General features: G+C 64.8%; 16 protein-coding genes. 13 read left to right on the forward strand and 3 right to left on the reverse strand.

Going from position 1 to position 17,099, the window contains the following annotated elements; genetic code table 11:
* Positions 1-32 precede the first annotated feature (32 nt).
* From LXM55_RS14315 to LXM55_RS14325, 3 genes are read left to right on the forward strand one after another with little or no spacing between them, the layout of a single operon-like run.
* Positions 33-461 (forward strand): DUF2269 family protein, encoded by a 429-nt coding sequence (locus LXM55_RS14315; protein ID WP_233320939.1) that lies wholly within the window; start codon positions 33-35, stop codon positions 459-461.
* 26 nt (positions 462-487) lie between these two features.
* Entirely contained in the window at positions 488-1,744 is a 1,257-nt protein-coding gene (locus LXM55_RS14320) for an SDR family oxidoreductase (protein ID WP_233320940.1), read from the forward strand.
* The gene (locus tag LXM55_RS14325) at positions 1,741-2,208 is read left to right on the forward strand and encodes a DUF2269 family protein (RefSeq protein WP_233320941.1); all 468 of its coding nucleotides are present in this window, start codon (positions 1,741-1,743) and stop codon (positions 2,206-2,208) included. Before LXM55_RS14320 ends, LXM55_RS14325 begins: the two co-directional genes overlap by 4 nt.
* A 50-nt stretch (positions 2,209-2,258) precedes the next feature.
* Here the strand turns inward: LXM55_RS14325 and LXM55_RS14330 are convergent, their stop codons facing one another.
* Entirely contained in the window at positions 2,259-2,915 is a 657-nt protein-coding gene (locus tag LXM55_RS14330; RefSeq protein ID WP_233320942.1) for an HAD family hydrolase, read from the reverse strand.
* 144 nt (positions 2,916-3,059) lie between these two features.
* On the opposite strand from LXM55_RS14330, the gene LXM55_RS14335 reads away from it, so the two are divergent.
* Both LXM55_RS14335 and ptsP read left to right on the forward strand, forming a co-directional pair.
* The gene (locus tag LXM55_RS14335; protein ID WP_233320943.1) at positions 3,060-3,539 is read left to right on the forward strand and encodes an RNA pyrophosphohydrolase; all 480 of its coding nucleotides are present in this window, start codon (positions 3,060-3,062) and stop codon (positions 3,537-3,539) included.
* 22 nt (positions 3,540-3,561) lie between these two features.
* Positions 3,562-5,841: a phosphoenolpyruvate--protein phosphotransferase gene (gene ptsP, locus LXM55_RS14340; protein WP_233320944.1), complete on the forward strand. Its 2,280-nt coding sequence runs from the start codon at positions 3,562-3,564 to the stop codon at positions 5,839-5,841.
* A 73-nt stretch (positions 5,842-5,914) separates the two neighbouring features.
* Here ptsP and LXM55_RS14345 read toward each other — a convergent pair whose 3' ends face one another.
* A complete protein-coding gene (locus LXM55_RS14345) occupies positions 5,915-6,661 on the reverse strand; it encodes an NRDE family protein (RefSeq protein WP_233320945.1) in 747 nt (248 codons plus the stop codon).
* Positions 6,662-6,784: 123 nt separating this feature from the next.
* Between LXM55_RS14345 and LXM55_RS14350 the strand changes: the two genes are divergently transcribed.
* From LXM55_RS14350 to LXM55_RS14365, 4 genes are all read left to right on the forward strand, one after another.
* Positions 6,785-7,567, forward strand: a complete 783-nt coding sequence (locus LXM55_RS14350; RefSeq protein ID WP_233320946.1) for a sulfite exporter TauE/SafE family protein — start codon at positions 6,785-6,787, stop codon at positions 7,565-7,567.
* Positions 7,568-7,648: 81 nt separating this feature from the next.
* A complete protein-coding gene (gene lgt / locus LXM55_RS14355; RefSeq protein WP_233320947.1) occupies positions 7,649-8,458 on the forward strand; it encodes a prolipoprotein diacylglyceryl transferase in 810 nt (269 codons plus the stop codon).
* 46 nt (positions 8,459-8,504) lie between these two features.
* Entirely contained in the window at positions 8,505-9,476 is a 972-nt protein-coding gene (locus LXM55_RS14360; protein WP_015637397.1) for a thymidylate synthase, read from the forward strand.
* Between the two features lie 189 nt (positions 9,477-9,665).
* Positions 9,666-10,253 (forward strand): undecaprenyl-diphosphatase, encoded by a 588-nt coding sequence (locus tag LXM55_RS14365; RefSeq protein WP_233320948.1) that lies wholly within the window; start codon positions 9,666-9,668, stop codon positions 10,251-10,253.
* 15 nt (positions 10,254-10,268) lie between these two features.
* Here the strand turns inward: LXM55_RS14365 and cadR are convergent, their stop codons facing one another.
* Positions 10,269-10,718: a Cd(II)/Pb(II)-responsive transcriptional regulator gene (cadR, locus tag LXM55_RS14370; protein ID WP_233320949.1), complete on the reverse strand. Its 450-nt coding sequence runs from the start codon at positions 10,716-10,718 to the stop codon at positions 10,269-10,271.
* An 89-nt stretch (positions 10,719-10,807) separates the two neighbouring features.
* On the opposite strand from cadR, the gene LXM55_RS14375 reads away from it, so the two are divergent.
* The 4 genes from LXM55_RS14375 (at position 10,808) to LXM55_RS14390 (ending at position 17,069) form a co-directional block, all read left to right on the forward strand.
* Complete coding sequence (locus tag LXM55_RS14375) at positions 10,808-13,123, forward strand: heavy metal translocating P-type ATPase (protein ID WP_233320950.1); 2,316 nt, start codon at positions 10,808-10,810, stop codon at positions 13,121-13,123.
* Positions 13,124-13,245: 122 nt separating this feature from the next.
* The gene (locus LXM55_RS14380) at positions 13,246-14,109 is read left to right on the forward strand and encodes a LysR family transcriptional regulator (protein ID WP_233321047.1); all 864 of its coding nucleotides are present in this window, start codon (positions 13,246-13,248) and stop codon (positions 14,107-14,109) included.
* Between the two features lie 157 nt (positions 14,110-14,266).
* Positions 14,267-15,343 (forward strand): putative 2-aminoethylphosphonate ABC transporter ATP-binding protein, encoded by a 1,077-nt coding sequence (locus LXM55_RS14385; protein ID WP_233320951.1) that lies wholly within the window; start codon positions 14,267-14,269, stop codon positions 15,341-15,343.
* A 1-nt stretch (position 15,344) separates the two neighbouring features.
* A complete protein-coding gene (locus LXM55_RS14390) occupies positions 15,345-17,069 on the forward strand; it encodes a putative 2-aminoethylphosphonate ABC transporter permease subunit (protein ID WP_233320952.1) in 1,725 nt (574 codons plus the stop codon).
* The last annotated feature ends 30 nt before the right edge of the window (positions 17,070-17,099 follow it).

Consider the following 17,099-nt stretch of genomic DNA (forward strand, 5'->3'; position numbering starts at 1 on the left):
GCTGAGGATCGGAGCCTTAAGGACGCGAGAACATGGAAACACTGAGCACGCTGAAGACGCTTCATGTACTGGCCACCGTACTGCTGTTGGGCAGTGCCCTGGGGCTGGCGGTCTGGGTCTGGCGCCTGCGCCGCCAGGGTGATGCCACGGTTTACAGCCGGGTGTTGCATCGTCCGGGGCTGTTTGGCTGGTTGCTGCTGGCCATCGGTCTGCTGAGCCTGCCGTTCAGTGGCTGGTGGATGGTGCATCGGGTGGGCTGGCCGTTGGGCCAGGCCTGGCTCCTGGGTTCCAGCGTGCTCTATACCCTGGGCGCCCTGGCTTGGCTGTGGCTGATGGTGCGGCTCAACCGCCTGCGGCGGGCCAAGGCCGCCAGCGGCCTGACCTTCACCCTGGTGCTGGCGGTGTTCAGCCTGGTGTGTTTTGTCGCCATTGCCGGCCTGATGGGCGCCAAGCCGGTCTGAGCCCGGCGTGAATCTTAAGGATTGCCATGAAGGTTGTTCTGGTGGGGGCCACAGGGTTTGTCGGCCGCCATCTGCTGGCGGCTCTGCATGCCGCCGGTCATCAGTTGATCGCCACCAGTCGTTATCCACAGCCGCGCAGCCTGCCGGGAGTGGAATGGCGACAACTGGATCTCGATCGCCTGGGGCATGAGCCCCAGCCCTTTGTCCTGCCTGCCGATACCGATGTGTTGATCAACGCCGCCGGGTTGTTGAGCACCGATGCCCGGGCGTTGACCCTGACCCAGGACCTGGGCACTCGTGCCCTGTTCGATCTGGCGGCAACCCGTGGCGTGCGGGTGCTGCAGATTTCCGCATTGGGCGCTGGCACCCAGCCCCACGTGCCATTTCTTGCCAGCAAGGCCGCGGCGGATGATTACCTGCTGCGCTCGGGTATTCCGGCCGTGGTGCTGCGGCCGTCGCTGGTGCTTGGCGCCGGCGGTGCCAGCAGCGGCTGGCTGGCGAAGATGTCGCCCTGGCCGCTGCTTGGGTTGTTGTCCACCAAGGCGCAGATGCAGCCCTTGCATGTCGAGGACTTGAGCGCGGCGGTGCTGGCGCTGCTCAGGCAATGGCCGCAGGAATCCATGGTCCTGCCCCTGGTCGGCCCGGAACGCATGACCATGGCGCAGTTGCTCGACCGCCTGCGGGCGGCCCAGGGCTGGGCCCCGGCCCGTTACTTCCAACTGCCTTCGATGTTGCTCAAGCTGATGGCGGGTGCAGGTGATCGCCTGGGCTGGCGCGCCTTGAACCGGCAAAGCCTGGCCATGGCCCGCAGCGACAACCTGGCGGACCCTGAAGTGCTGGCATCGGTCTGCGGTTATCACGCGGCGCCCCTGGCGGCCCGCCTGCAGGACTGGCCACAGGCGGCACAGAGCACCCAACTGGCCCTGCGTCCGCTGCTGCTTGCGGTGATGGTGGTGATCTGGCTGGGCACGGCGCTGGTGTGCATCGGCCCGGGCTACGACTGGGGCCTGCGGATCATGGCCGAGGCCGGCGTGCAGGGTATCTGGGCGGCTCTCGCGGTAATCGGCGGCTCGCTCTGCGACGCCGTGCTGGGTGTCGGCCTGCTGTTGCGACGCTGGCGCCGTCGGGCCTTGCAGGCACAGTTGGGGCTGATGCTCGGCTACACCCTGATCATCAGCCTGATCCTGCCGCACTTCTGGTTTGACCCTTATGCCGCCGTCGCCAAGAACCTGGTGCTGATGGTGGCAACCCTCTGGCTGCTGTGGACCGAACCTCGTCGATGAGTGCTTACCTGCTGTTGAAAACCCTGCATATCCTGTCCTCGACCGTGCTGTTCGGCCTGGGCGCCGGTTCTGCCTATTACGCCCTGCGGGCCTGGCGCAGCGGCCGGGTGGAAGTGATCGCCGTGACCTTCAAGCACCTGGTGTTCGCCGATTGGGCCTTTACCGCCACCACGGCGGTGTTCCAGCCGTTGAGCGGCCTGGGGCTGGTGCACCTGGCGGGCTGGTCGTTGCAGCAGGCATGGCTGCTGTGGAGCCTGGGGCTTTATGTAGTGGCCGGGCTGTGCTGGCTGCCGGTGGTCTGGTTGCAGATCCGGGTGCACAAGATGGCCGAGCAGGCATTGCGTGACGGGGTGCCGATGCCGATCCGGGCCAACCTTTATATGCGCTGGTGGTTCGCCCTGGGCTGGCCGGCGTTCCTGGCCTTCATGGCGATTTTCTACCTGATGGTGGCTAAGCCGGCGTAGGGCCTTTCGCTGGCAAGCCAGAGCCTACAGCCGGCTTGCCGGCGAGCTGTTCAATCGCGCAGGCTGATCACCGGCCAACCACGTTTCTGGGCTTCGGCCCGCAGGTTCGGATCAGGGTCTACGGCCACCGCAGTGCTCACCTGCTCCAGCAGCGGCAGGTCATTCATCGAGTCGCTGTAGAAGTAGCTGTCTTCCAGGCTGTGGCCGGTCTCTTCCAGCCAGCGGTTCAGGCGGGTGACCTTGCCTTCGCGAAAGCACGGCACATCGGTGCTGCGCCCGGTGTAGCGGCCATCCTGCATTTCGCATTCGGTGGCAATCAGGGTTTCCACGCCCAGGCGTTCGGCAATCGGCGCGGTCACGAAACGGTTGGTCGCGGTGATGATGACCAGTTTGTCGCCGGCCTCGCGGTGCTGGTCCAGCAGCGCCTGGGCCTTGGGCAGCAGGATCGGCTCGATGCAGTCGCGCATGAAGTCGCGGTGCCATTCTTCGAGCACGGCCATTTCGGTGCGGCCGAGGATTTCCAGGCAGAAGTTCAGGTAGGCGGCGTTGTCGAGCTGGCCTGCCAGGTAGTCCTGGTAGAACTCGTCGTTGCGGGTCTTGTAGGCGACGGCGTCGAGGAAGCCCCGCTCACACAGGTAGTCACCCCAGGCGTGGTCGCTGTCGCCGCCCAAAAGCGTGTTGTCCAAGTCGAATAAAGCCAGGCGCATTGCAGTTACTCGCTGAAAAGTCGCGGAAAAAGGTGCCCAGAATACGGTCTTTTCACAAGAGTGCACATAAGGTAAGCAGCCTCGTTGCTGCATTCCCAAGCTTTGTGGAACAATGCGGCGACATGCGTTTGCGAGGTTGTAGCCGTGATCGACCCCGATGGTTTCCGCCCCAATGTCGGGATCATTCTGACCAATGATGCCGGACAGGTGCTATGGGCTCGCCGTATCAATCAAGATGCCTGGCAGTTTCCTCAAGGCGGGATCAACCCCGACGAGACGCCGGAAGACGCCTTGTATCGCGAGCTGAACGAAGAAGTGGGTCTGGAGCGCGAAGATGTTCAAATTCTCGCCTGCACCCGGGGCTGGTTGCGCTATCGTTTGCCGCAGCGCCTGGTCCGTACCCACAGCCAGCCGCTGTGCATCGGCCAGAAGCAGAAATGGTTTCTCCTGCGCCTTGTTTCCAATGAGCAGCGGGTGCGGATGGATTTGACCGGTAAACCGGAGTTCGATGGCTGGCGCTGGGTCAGTTATTGGTATCCGTTGGGCCAGGTGGTGACATTCAAGCGCGAAGTGTATCGCCGCGCTCTCAAAGAGCTTGCCCCGCGCCTTCTAGTGCGCGACTGACGACGGAGTTCGACCCCGAGCCATGCTCAATACGCTGCGCAAGATCGTCCAGGAAGTTAACTCCGCCAAGGATCTCAAGGCGGCGTTGGGGATTATTGTATTGCGCGTCAAAGAGGCCATGGGCAGCCAGGTCTGCTCGGTCTATCTGCTGGACCCGGAAACCAATCGTTTCGTACTGATGGCCACCGAGGGCTTGAACAAGCGCTCCATCGGCAAGGTCAGCATGGCGCCCAACGAAGGCCTGGTAGGCCTGGTGGGCACCCGGGAAGAACCCCTCAACCTGGAAAACGCCGCCGATCACCCGCGTTATCGCTACTTCGCCGAAACCGGTGAGGAACGTTACGCCTCGTTCCTTGGCGCGCCGATCATTCACCATCGCCGCGTGGTCGGCGTACTGGTCATCCAGCAAAAGGAGCGGCGCCAGTTCGACGAGGGCGAAGAAGCCTTCCTGGTGACCATGAGCGCCCAGCTGGCCGGGGTTATCGCTCACGCCGAGGCCACCGGTTCGATCCGTGGCCTGGGACGCCAGGGCAAGGGCATTCAGGAAGCCAAGTTCGTCGGCGTGCCGGGCTCCCCCGGCGCAGCGGTGGGCAGCGCGGTGGTGATGCTGCCGCCGGCCGACCTGGATGTGGTGCCGGACAAGCACATCAGTGACATCGACGCCGAGCTGGCGTTGTTCAAGAGCGCCCTGGAAGGGGTGCGTGCCGATATGCGCGCGCTGTCGGAAAAACTCGCCACCCAGTTGCGCCCGGAAGAGCGCGCGCTGTTCGACGTCTACCTGATGATGCTCGACGACGCCTCCCTGGGCAGCGAAGTGAAGGCCGTGATCAAGACCGGGCAGTGGGCCCAGGGCGCGTTGCGCCAGGTGGTCACCGATCACGTCAACCGCTTTGAATTGATGGACGACGCCTACCTGCGCGAGCGCGCCTCGGACGTCAAGGACCTGGGCCGCCGGCTCCTGGCCTACCTGCAGGAAGAGCGCCAGCAGACGCTGGTCTATCCCGACAACACCATCCTGGTCAGTGAAGAACTGACCCCGGCCATGCTCGGCGAAGTGCCTGAAGGCAAGCTGGTGGGGCTGGTCTCGGTGCTGGGCTCGGGCAACTCCCACGTGGCGATCCTGGCCCGGGCCATGGGCATTCCCACGGTGATGGGCCTGGTGGACCTGCCGTATTCCAAGGTCGACGGCATCCAGATGATCGTCGATGGCTACCACGGCGAGGTCTACACCAATCCCAGCGATGTGCTGCGCAAGCAGTTCGCCGATGTGGTGGAAGAAGAACGGCAACTGGCCCAGGGCCTGGATGCCTTGCGCGACCAGCCGTGCATCACCCCTGATGGCCACCGCATGCCGCTGTGGGTCAACACCGGCCTGCTGGCCGACGTGGCGCGGGCGCAGAAGCGCGGCGCAGAAGGCGTGGGCCTGTATCGCACCGAAGTGCCGTTCATGATCAACCAGCGCTTCCCCAGCGAGAAAGAACAGCTGGCGATCTATCGCGAACAGTTGGCGGCCTTCCATCCGCAACCGGTGACCATGCGCAGCCTGGACATTGGTGGCGACAAGTCGCTGTCGTATTTCCCGATCAAGGAAGACAACCCTTTCCTCGGTTGGCGCGGCATCCGCGTAACCCTCGACCACCCGGAAATCTTCCTGGTGCAGGCCCGAGCCATGCTCAAGGCCAGCGAGGGCCTGAACAACCTGCGCATCCTGCTGCCGATGATTTCCGGCATCCATGAGCTGGAAGAAGCACTGCACCTGATCCACCGCGCCTGGGGCGAAGTGCGTGACGAAGGCACCGATGTGCCGATGCCGCCGGTGGGGGTGATGATCGAGATTCCTGCTGCGGTGTACCAGACCAAGGAGCTGGCGCGCCAGGTGGATTTCCTGTCGGTGGGTTCCAACGACCTGACCCAGTACCTGCTGGCGGTGGACCGCAACAACCCGCGGGTTGCCGATCTCTACGACTACCTGCACCCGGCAGTGCTGCAAGCGCTGCAAAACGTCGTGCGCGACGCCCACGCCGAAGGCAAGCCAGTGAGCATCTGCGGCGAGATGGCCGGCGATCCGGCGGCGGCGGTGCTGTTGATGGCCATGGGCTTTGACAGCCTGTCGATGAACGCCACCAACCTGCCGAAAGTGAAGTGGATGCTGCGTCAGGTCAGCATGAGCAAGGCCAAGGAGCTGCTGGAGGAGATGATGACCATCGACAACCCGCAAGTTATCCACAGCTCGCTGCAACTGGCGCTGAAGAAGCTCGGGTTGGCGCGGATGATCAATCCGGCTTCGAGCAAGACCCTGTAACCAGGGTATTTTCTTCGCCGGCAAGCCGGCTCCCGTAGAGGCATTTGTGGGAGCCGGCTTGCCGGCGAACGCTTCAGACCTTCAGTTCGACTTCCCCCAGATGCCCGCCATAAGGGCCGAAACTGCGCTCCAGCAGATGCCGCGAACCATCGGCGCTGACGATCAGCGCGGTGCTGGCCCGTGTGCCATAGCTGGGACTGGCGATGAACACGCTGGACAGCAGGCTTTCCGTCGCCAAACCCACACCGGTATCCGGCAGCTCGACAAAGGGCGCCGTCTGCGGGTCGCTCAAGAGCGCCAGCAGCGCCTGGGGCTGTGGGTCGTGCAGCACCTCCTGCAACGCCGCCTTGGCCTTGAGCAGCTTGGGCCACGGGGTATCGAGCCCGGCATTGGACAGGCCGTAGACGCCGGGATTGAGCAATTGCGGTTCCACGTCCTGGGCGTTGTAGTGCCACAGTTGCTCCGCAGTACCCAGCAACAGGTTGAACCCGGCGTACTCCACCGAGCGGCCCACCACATCGTGCAGATAGTCTTCCAGCGCCACGTCGCCGGCGAGAAAGCGCGCCACCAGTTCACCCCGCGAGCGCCGCGCCGGAGGCTGGTGAGGGTTGCGGATATTGGTCAGGGCGGCAAAGCGGCCATTGGCCCCGACACCAAGCCAGGTGCCGCCGGCCTCCAGGTCGCGACCGGCGTGGATCTGCGGCATTTCCGGCCATTGCCCCAGCGGCAGGCTCGGCCGGGCGTAGAACTCATCGCGGTTGGCCGCGACGATCAGTGGCTGAGCGTGGCCCGGCCGCCAGGCGAAAACGATCAAGCACATTAAGGTGGCCCCCTGTGTGTTTTTGCCCACTTTACGCACAGATCCGGTGGGTATCCATCGCCATCCAGTGGAGTCCGGGGCGGCGCATCCGTTACCATGCCGGTCTTATTTTCGGATGCTCCCATGGAATTTCTGCTCTATCTGTTGCTGGGCGCTTGTGCAGGCGTACTGGCCGGGCTGTTCGGCGTGGGCGGCGGGATCATCATAGTCCCGGTGCTGGTGTTCAGCTTCACCCTGCAAGGTTTCGATGCCTCGGTGCTGACCCATCTGGCGGTCGGCACGTCTCTGGCCAGCATCATCTTCACCTCGGTCAATGCGGTTCGCGAGCACCATCGGCGCGGCGCGGTGCGCTGGCCGATCTTCGCCTGGATGGCCCTGGGCATCCTGCTGGGGGCCGGTTTCGGTGCCCTGACGGCGGAAGCCATTTCCGGCCCGCACCTGCAGAAAATCATTGGCGTCTTTGCCCTGGTCATCGCCTTGCAGATGACCCTGGAGCTCAAGCCCAAGGCCAGTCGCCAGGTGCCCGGCAAGCTGGGCCTGGCCGCGGCCGGCGGTGTGATCGGCTGGGCCTCGGCGATCTTCGGCATTGGTGGCGGCTCGCTGACCGTGCCGTTTCTTACCTGGCGCAGCGTGCCGATGCAGCAGGCGGTGGCGACTTCCTCGGCGTGCGGCTTGCCCATCGCCCTGGCCAGCGCCTTAAGTTTCATGATTCTGGGCTGGCATGATCCGCTGCTCCCGGCTCATAGTCTCGGCTTCGTTTATTTGCCGGCGCTGTTGGGCATTGCCCTGACCAGCATGGTGTTCGCCCGGATCGGCGCGCGCCTGGCCCACAAACTGTCGCCACGCCTGTTGAAACGCTTGTTCGCCGCGCTACTGTTCTGCGTGGGGATCAGCTTCCTGTTCTGAGTGATGACGCAATCCTGGCTTAATCCCGGGCTGGCAGTTTGCCCAGGGACATTTGAGTTCTAACCCTTACGAGGAGTCGCAATGCTGCCTTACCCGCAGATTGATCCGGTGGCCCTGGCCATCGGCCCGCTGAAAATCCACTGGTACGGCCTGATGTACCTGATCGGCATCGGCGGTGCCTGGCTGCTGGCGTCGCGCCGGCTGAACCGTTTCGATCCGACCTGGAGCAAAGAGAAGCTCTCGGACATGGTGTTCTGGATGTCCATGGGGGTGATCGTCGGCGGCCGCCTGGGTTACGTGCTGTTCTACGACCTGAGCGCCTACCTGGCCAACCCGACCCTGATCTTCGAAGTGTGGAAGGGCGGCATGTCGTTCCACGGTGGCTTCATCGGGGTGATGCTGGCGGCCTGGTGGTTCGGCAAGCGCAATAACAAGAGTTTCTTCGAGCTGATGGACTTCGTCGCGCCGATGGTGCCGATCGGCCTGGGCGCCGGGCGGATCGGCAACTTCATCAACGCCGAGTTGTGGGGCAAACCCACCGATGTGCCATGGGCGATGATCTTCCCGCCGTTCAGCGATCCGGCGCAGTTGCCGCGTCATCCGTCGCAGCTGTATCAGTTCGCCCTGGAGGGCGTGGCGCTGTTCCTGATTCTCTGGCTGTTCTCGCGCAAACCGCGGCCGACCATGGCGGTTTCCGGTATGTTCGCGCTGTTCTACGGGATCTTCCGTTTCATCGTCGAGTTCGTCCGGGTGCCGGACGCACAACTGGGCTACCTGGCCTGGAACTGGCTGACCATGGGTCAGGTGCTGTGCGTGCCGATGATTCTCGGCGGCCTGGGGCTGATCTGGCTGGCTTATCATCGCGCTCCGGCCAAGAGCGCGGCGCAATAAATTCGAATCCCGGGGCGTGCCCCGGGTTCAAGGATGCAGGTAATTCATGAAGCAATATCTTGATCTGGTGGCCCACGTCATCAACAACGGCACCAAGCAGGCCAACCGCACCGGTGTAAACACCATCAGCTTTCCCGGGGCGATGCTGCGCTACGACCTCAAGGAAGGTTTCCCGGCCATCACCACCCGCAAGATGGCCTTCAAGTCGGCGATCGGCGAGATGGTCGGCTTCCTGCGCGGGGTGAACAACGCCGCCGAGTTTCGTGCGCTGGGCTGCAAGGTCTGGGACCAGAACGCCAACGAAAACGCCCAGTGGCTGGCCAACCCGTTTCGCCAGGGCGACGACGACCTGGGCGAGATCTACGGCGTGCAATGGCGCAAGTGGCCGGCCTACAAGCAGATCAAGACCAGCAACCAGGCGGCCATCGACCTGGCGCTGAGCCAGGGCTACCGGCAGATCGCCGCAGGCGAGGAAGACGGCCAGGGCTACGTGGTGCTGTACAAGGCCATCGACCAGGTGCGCCAGTGCGTCGACACCATCATCAACGACCCGGGCAGCCGGCGGATCCTGTTCCACGGCTGGAACTGCGCCCAGCTGGATGAAATGGCCCTGCCGCCGTGCCACCTGCTGTACCAGTTCCACCCCAATGTCGAGACCCGGGAAATTTCCCTGACCCTCTACATCCGCTCCAACGACCTGGGCCTGGGTACGCCGTTCAACCTCACCGAAGGCGCGGCGCTGCTGAGCCTGATCGGTCGCCTGACCGGCTACACACCGCGCTGGTTCACCTATTTCATTGGTGATGCCCACGTCTACGAAAACCACCTGGACATGCTCAACGAACAGCTCAAGCGCGAGCCGTTCCCGATGCCCAAGCTGGTGATTTCCGAGCGTGTGCCGGAGTTCGCCAAGACCGGCGTCTACCAGCCGGAGTGGCTGGAGCTGATCGAGCCGAGCGACTTTTCCCTGGAAGGCTACGAGCACCACGCGCCAATGACCGCGCCGATGGCCGTTTAAGCCGCCACCTGCTGTGCCAGGGGCCGCGTGGTTGACACCGCGCGGCCCCTGTCGATTGAACCTGCTGCTTTTATCGACCCGTGCCCGGAATTGTCCGGACATGACTGTGCCTGGCGGCCAGCTACGCTCTGAGGAGTGGCCCCGCCAGGCGCGGGGCGTCGCCCTTGTGAACTTCAACGTGAGCCGCGAATGGAAGAACTCAATCACAGCCTGTTCCTGGCCATCAATGCCAGTGCCGGGGCGTCAATGCCGATGCGCACATTGGCGCTGTTCCTCGCGCAATGGGTGGTGCTCAGCGTGCCGCTGCTGCTGGTGGTGCTCTGGGTTTTCGGCGAACGCCGCCAGCGCATGATCGTGCTGCTCGCGACCCTGAGCATCGTGCTGGCCCTGGCCAGCAATTGGCTGATCCGTGAGCTGTGGTTCCATCCGCGGCCGTTCATGATCGGCCTGGGGCAGAACTTCCTTGCCCACGCGCCTGGCGCGTCCTTCCCCAGCGACCATGCCAGCGGCATGTTCGCCATGGCGTTCGCGCTGATCCTCGCGCCCCTGCGCAAGACCGGGCTGGTGATGCTCGGCCTGGCGCTGCTGGTGGGTTGGGCGCGGGTCTACCTGGGGGTGCATTTCCCCTTCGATATTCTCGGCGGTTGCCTGATGGGGCTGCTCAGTGCCTGGCTGGTGCGCCAGGGCCTGGCCTGGCGGCAGTTGGGCCAGCGGTTGCTGGCGGTGCTCGAGGGGACTTATCTGCGGCTGATCGACAGCGTGCGGCGCGGCTCCTGAAGCCGCGCCCGAGGCTCAGTGCCCGTGGCTGCGGCCGACATGCGAGGGTTCGGCTTCGTTGGGGGCCACCGAGCCGCTGACTTCCAGGCGCTGGAGAATTCCGCAGTGCGCCAGGTCCGGGCCTTCGCTGCAGCGCTGGCGCAGGTCCAGCAGCTGTTCCTGCAGGGCCAGCAAGCCGTCGATGCGCGCCTTGACGTGGTGGATGTGCTCGTCGATCAGGGCGTTGACGCTGGCGCACTGGTCCTGGGGGCTGTCGCGCAGGTTGAGCAGGCTGCGGATTTCCTCGAGGGTCATGTCCAGGCTGCGGCAGTTGCGGATAAAGGTCAGGCGCTCGGTGTGGGCCTGGGTGTAGAGGCGGTAGTTGCCTTCGCTGCGGGCCGGTTCCGGCAGCAGTCCTTCGCGCTCGTAGTAACGGATGGTCTCGACCTGACAGTCGGTGAGTTTCGCCAGTTCGCCAATCTTCATTGCCGTCGTCTCCGAATGGGTGCTTGACCCTATAGTGGCTACAGGGTGTTCACTTGGCAACAAGCACCTCTATTCGGACGCGACCCCTTATGAGTGACTCCATTCACAACCCGCGCAAGCCCGACGCCCAGCACACCCATGCTGAACACGATCACGATCACGATCACAGCCATGCCCACGCCTCGGCGGGCAAGCTGCAGCCGGTCAAGGCGCACGACCACGCTGCCCATGGCGCTTCCTGCTGCGGTTCAGCCGGCCCTTCGCCGTCCAGGGTCACCCTGAGCGAAACCCCGACCGCCGGCGCGCGCCTGAGCAGCTTTCGCATCGAAGCCATGGACTGCCCCACCGAACAGACCCTGATCCAGAACAAGCTGGGCAAGCTGGCCGGGGTCCAGGCCCTGGAATTCAACCTGATGAACCGCGTGCTGGGGGTGACCCACGACCTGCCGAGCACCGCGCCGATCATCGAGGCGGTCAAATCCCTGGGCATGCACGCCGAGCCCCTGCAGCAGGAGGGGGCCGCAGCCGCCCCTGCCGCAGCACCGGTGAAGAAGGCCTGGTGGCCGCTGGCCCTGTCCGGTATCGGCGCGCTGGCCGCCGAAGTCATTCATTTCACCCAGGCCGCCCCCGATTGGGTGGTGGCGTTGGTGGCCCTGGTGTCGATCCTCAGTGGCGGTCTGGGCACCTACAAGAAGGGCTGGATCGCCCTGAAGAACCGTAACCTCAACATCAATGCGCTGATGAGCATCGCGGTGACCGGCGCGGTGCTGATCGGCCAGTGGCCGGAAGCGGCGATGGTGATGTTCCTGTTCACCGTGGCCGAGTTGATCGAAGCCCGCTCCCTGGACCGGGCCCGCAACGCCATCAGCGGCCTGATGCAGATGACCCCGGAACAGGTCACGGTGCAGCAGGCGGATGGCAGTTGGCGCGAAATGGAGGCTAAAAGCGTCGAACTGGGCGCCTTGGTACGGGTTCGCCCCGGCGAACGCGTCGGCCTGGACGGTGAGGTGGTGTCCGGCAGTTCGACCATCGATCAGGCACCGATCACCGGGGAGAGCCTGCCGGTGGAAAAGACCGTGGGCGACAAGGTGTTCGCCGGCACCATCAACCAGGCCGGCTCCCTGGAATACCGGGTGAGCGCCGCCGCCAACAACTCGACCCTGGCGCGGATCATCCACGCCGTGGAACAGGCCCAGGGCGCGCGGGCCCCGACCCAGCGCTTCGTCGACACCTTCTCGAAAATCTACACCCCGGCAGTATTCGCCTTCGCCCTGGCGGTGGCGCTGATCCCGCCGCTGTTCATGGCCGGCGCCTGGTTCGACTGGATCTACCGCGCCCTGGTGTTGCTGGTGGTGGCCTGCCCGTGCGCCCTGGTGATTTCCACCCCGGTGAGCATCGTCAGCGGCCTGGCGGCGGCGGCGCGCAAAGGCATCCTGGTCAAGGGCGGGGTCTACCTGGAAGGTGGCTACAAGCTCGATTACCTGGCCCTGGACAAGACCGGCACCATCACCCACGGCAAGCCGGTGCAGACCGATTTCCTGTCCCTGGACCCACTGGCTCTGGACACGGCTCCGGCCCTGGCCGCGAGCCTGGCGGGGCGCTCCGACCACCCGGTGTCCCTGGCCATTGCCCAGGCGGCTGTGGATAAACAGCTGGCCATGCACCCTGTGGATAACTTCGCAGCCCTGGCCGGGCGCGGGGTGCGCGGTGAAATCAACGGCCAGCTCTATCACCTGGGCAACCACCGCCTGGTGGAAGAGCTGGGCCTGTGCTCCCCGGCCCTGGAAGAAAAACTCTTCGCCCTGGAGCAGCAGGGCAAGACCGTGGTCCTGCTGCTGGACAGCAACGGCCCATTGGCCCTGTTCGCGGTGGCCGACACGGTCAAGGAGTCCAGCCGCGAAGCCATCCGGCAGTTGCACGAGCTGGGGATCAAGACCCTGATGCTCACCGGCGACAACCCGCATACCGCCCAGGCCATCGCCGCCCAGGTGGGCATCGACCAGGCCCGGGGCGACCTGCTGCCCACCGACAAGCTGCAAGCCATCGAGGAGCTGTACGCCCAGGGTCACCGGGTCGGCATGGTCGGCGACGGCATCAACGACGCCCCGGCCCTGGCCCGTGCCGAAATCGGTTTCGCCATGGCCGCGGCCGGCACCGACACCGCGATCGAGACCGCGGATGTAGCGCTGATGGACGATGATCTGCGCAAGATCCCGGCGTTCATCCGCCTGTCGCGCCAGACCTCGGTAGTGCTCAAGCAAAATATCGCCCTGGCCCTGGTCATCAAGGCGATCTTTCTTGGGGTAACCTTTGCCGGGCTCGCCACCATGTGGATGGCGGTGTTCGCCGACATGGGCGTGAGCCTGCTGGTGGTGTTCAACGGTCTGCGCCTGCTGCGCAAATAGGACATCGTAGCTGCAAGCGGTGAGCGGCAAGCAACTGAGGGGAGAACCAGAGTGATGAACTTACGCGCACCGGCTTCAGCTTGCGGCTTGGCGCTGCAAGCTTGCAGCTGCGACAAGCCGCCATGCTGAGCGCCGAGCTGAAGGCCTTTTACATGGTCGCCCGCCTGGGCAGCATCACCCAGGCGGCGAAGAAGCTTGGCCTCAGCCAGCCCACGGTCACCACGCAGATCCGCAACCTGGAAAGCCAGTTCGCGGTGGAGCTGTTCTACCGCGGCGGTCGCCGCCTGAGCCTGAGCGAGGAGGGCGCGCGCCTGCTGCCGATGGTCAAGGAGCTGCTGCAGAAAGAGTCGGACATCGAGTTCTTCCTGCGCAATTGCGGGCAGGTGCAGGGCGCCCTGCGCATCGCCGCCACCGCGCCGTACTACATCCTCGATCTGGTCAAGACCTTCCGTCAGCGCCTGCCCCAGGTGGACGTGTCGGTGGAGATCGGCAATTCCCAGCAGGTCCTGGAGGCACTGGAGGAGTATCGGGTGGATGTCGCCGCTTCCTCGCAACTGCTGGAAGACCCTCGGTTGATCCGCCGGGTGCTGGGCAGCGATCCGCTGGTGCTGGCGGTACACCGCAACCACCCCTTGGCGGCGCTGGAGCACGTGCCCCTGAATGCCCTGGCCGGGCATACGCTGTTGATGCGTGAACCCGGCTCCACCACCCGCAGCCTCACCGAAAACCTGCTGAAGAACGCCCATGTCAGTTTTGGTCCGCTGCTGGAAATCGGCAGCCGCGAATCGATCCGCGAGGCGGTGCTGCGCAACATCGGCATCAGCATCATTGCCCGCCAGGAAGTGCCCCACGACCCGCAGTTGCGCGTGCTGACTATCGAGCATGCGCCGCAGATCGTCGAGTACCTGTATTGCCTCAAGGAGCGCAAGAACGCGCGCCTGCCAGCGGCCTTCCTCGGCCTGGCCCAGGAAATGGCTCCCGCCTGAAAGCTCGGCATCGGCCATGCCGATGCCTTCGCGAGCACATGACTTGCAACTGAACCCAAATCCCTGAATACCACTATCGGTCGTTTTTGCCTTACTGCCATATGACCGACGCATTACAACTCTAGGATTGGCCTCATCTGCTTGATGAGGCCTGTCCATGAACCCTGCAACCGCAACTGCCCTGAGCAACCCCGGCGCACCGATGAAAGTGCGCGGCGTGCAGAAGCGCTTCGGCGCTTTCACCGCGCTGGATAACGTGTCCCTGGACGTCGCCGCCGGCGAGCTGGTGTGCCTGCTGGGGCCGTCCGGCTGCGGCAAGACTACCTTGCTGCGCTGCATCGCCGGGCTGGAACGCCAGGATCGGGGCGAGTTGTACCTGGGGGAACGCGACGTCTCGCTGCTGGCGCCCCAGGCCCGGGACTACGGGATTCTGTTCCAGTCCTATGCGCTGTTTCCCAACCTCACGGTGGAAGCCAACATTGCCTACGGCCTGGCCGGCAGCGGTCGCGAGGAAGCGCGCAAGCGCGTGGCGCAGATGCTGGAACTGGTGGGCCTGAGCGGCAGCGAGAAGAAATACCCCGGCCAGCTGTCCGGCGGCCAGCAGCAGCGCGTGGCCCTGGCCCGCGCCCTGGCGCCGGCGCCGTCGTTGCTGTTGCTGGACGAGCCGATGTCGGCCCTGGATGCCCGGGTCCGCGAGCACCTGTGCACCGAGCTGCGACAGCTGCAACGGCGCCTGGGGATCACCACCCTGATGGTCACCCACAACCAGGACGAGGCCATGCTGATGGCCGACCGCATTGCCGTGATGAACAACGGCAAGGTCGAGCAGTACGCCACGCCCCAGGAAATCTACGATCGCCCGGCCACGCCGTTCGTTGCCGAGTTCGTCGGCCAGGGCAACTGGTTGCCCTTCAGCCGCAACAGCGACAGCCATGCCCAGGTCGGCGGAATGAATGTGCGTTTGGCCGACGACTCGGCCAAGGCCGCTTCGGGCCGGCTGTTCTGCCGCCCGGAAGCGATCAGCGTGAACCCGCCGGTGCATGAGGAAAACCTGTTCCCGGCCAAGGTCCGCGAGATCACTTTCCTCGGCAACCGTTGCCGCATGAGTTTTGAACTCAATCAGTTGCCGGGGCATGCACTGCTGGCGGAGCTGGCCCCGGAAGCCATGCCGCGCCTGGGCGCCCAGGACATCTGGGTGGCCTTGCCGCCGCGCAGCCTCCAGGTGTTTGCCTGAGATGAGCCTGCCCATGTCCCTGCCGCTACCTGCCAAGCGGGCGCGCCAGGCCTCCCGTGCCGAACTCGGCGATCGTGTGTTTGTCCTCGGTGGCAAGGTTCTACTGCTGCTTCTGCTGAGCGTCGCCGTGCTGCTGCCGCTGCTGGCGATCTTCTGGCGCGGCTTCAGTGCCGAGGCCGGGCAGGGCGGTGGCTGGCTGGCGGCCCGCGAGCTGGTCAGCAGCGCCAACTTCCACTGGTTGCTGGGCAACAGCCTGAAAGTCTCCCTCAGTGTCGCCGCCATCGTGGTGCCCCTGGCCTACCTGTTCGCCTACGCCCTGCAACGCACGCTGATTCCCGGCAAGGGCCTGTGGCGCGGCTTGTCGCTGTTGCCGCTGATGGCACCGTCGATGCTGCCGGGGATTGCCCTGGTCTATCTGTTCGGCAACCAGGGCATGCTCCGCGGCCTGTTCGCCGAGAACATCTACGGCTTCTGGGGCATCGTCCTCGGCGAAGTCATCTACACCTTTCCCCATGCCCTGATGATCCTGCTCTCGGCCCTGTCCCTGGCGGACGCGCGGCTGTTCGACGCCGCATCGAGCATGGGCGCCAGTCCTGCCAGGGCCTTTCGCAGCATCACCTGGCCGGCCACCCGGCAGGCGGTGTTCGCCGCCTTCTGCCTGGTGTTCACCCTGACCATCACCGACTTCGGCGTGCCGGTGGTGGTGGGTGGTGACTATCAGGTGCTGGCCCTGGAGGCCTACAAGGCGGTGGTGGGGCAGCAGCAGTTCGGTCGCGGCGCGTTGATCGGCATGGTCCTGCTGTTGCCGGCACTGTTCAGCTTCGGCGTCGATGCCTGGCTGCGTCGTCGCCAGGGCGACTCCATGAGCGGTCGCGCCCAGGTGTTCCGGCCTGCGCCATCGCGGCTGCGGGACGCCTGCTACCTGGCCATCGTGCTGCTGATCTGCGCCGCGCTGCTGCTGGTGTTCGGCATGGCGGTGTTTTCCTCGCTGGTGAAGTTCTGGCCCTACAACCTGTCGCTGTCGTTGAACCACTACCAGTTCAACGACACCGCCGGCGGTGGCTGGCTGGCCTACCGCAACAGCCTGAGCATGGCCCTGGGCACGGCGCTGATCGGCAGTGTGCTGATCTTCACCGGCGCCTACCTGATGGAAAAGACCAGCAGCCAGCGTGGCCTGAACCTGGCGCTGCGCCTGCTCAGTTTCGTGCCGATGGCGGTGCCCGGCCTGGTGCTGGGCCTGGGCTACGTGTTTTTCTTCAACCTCAACGGCAACCCGCTGCATGTGTTCTACGGCAGCATGACCCTGCTGGTGGTGTGCACCATCGCCCACTACCTGACCACCGCGCAGATGACCGCCACCACCGCCCTGCGCCAGCTGGATGCCGAGTTCGAGGCCGCCGCGCTGTCGCTCAAGGCGCCGCTGTATCGGCACTTCCTGCGGGTTACCGTGCCGATCTGCCTGCCGGCGCTGCTGGACATCGTGCGCTACCTGTTCGTCTCGGCCATGACCACGGTGTCGGCGGCGATCTTCCTCTACAGCCCGGACACCATCCTCGCCGCCGTGGCGGTGCTGAACATGGACGACGCCGGCAACGTCGGCGGCGCCGCGGCCATGTCGACCCTGATCCTGTTCACCTCGGCCAGCGTCTCGCTGCTCCTGGCCTGGGCTTCGCGCGGCTTGCTGCGCCGCTCCCAGGCCTGGCGGCAGAGCGCGCCGGGCCATTGACCCTTGTTCACCCACCCTCTGATCTGCACT

The sequence above is a fragment of the Pseudomonas sp. Au-Pse12 genome (assembly GCF_021341665.1).
Lineage (GTDB): Bacteria > Pseudomonadota > Gammaproteobacteria > Pseudomonadales > Pseudomonadaceae > Aquipseudomonas.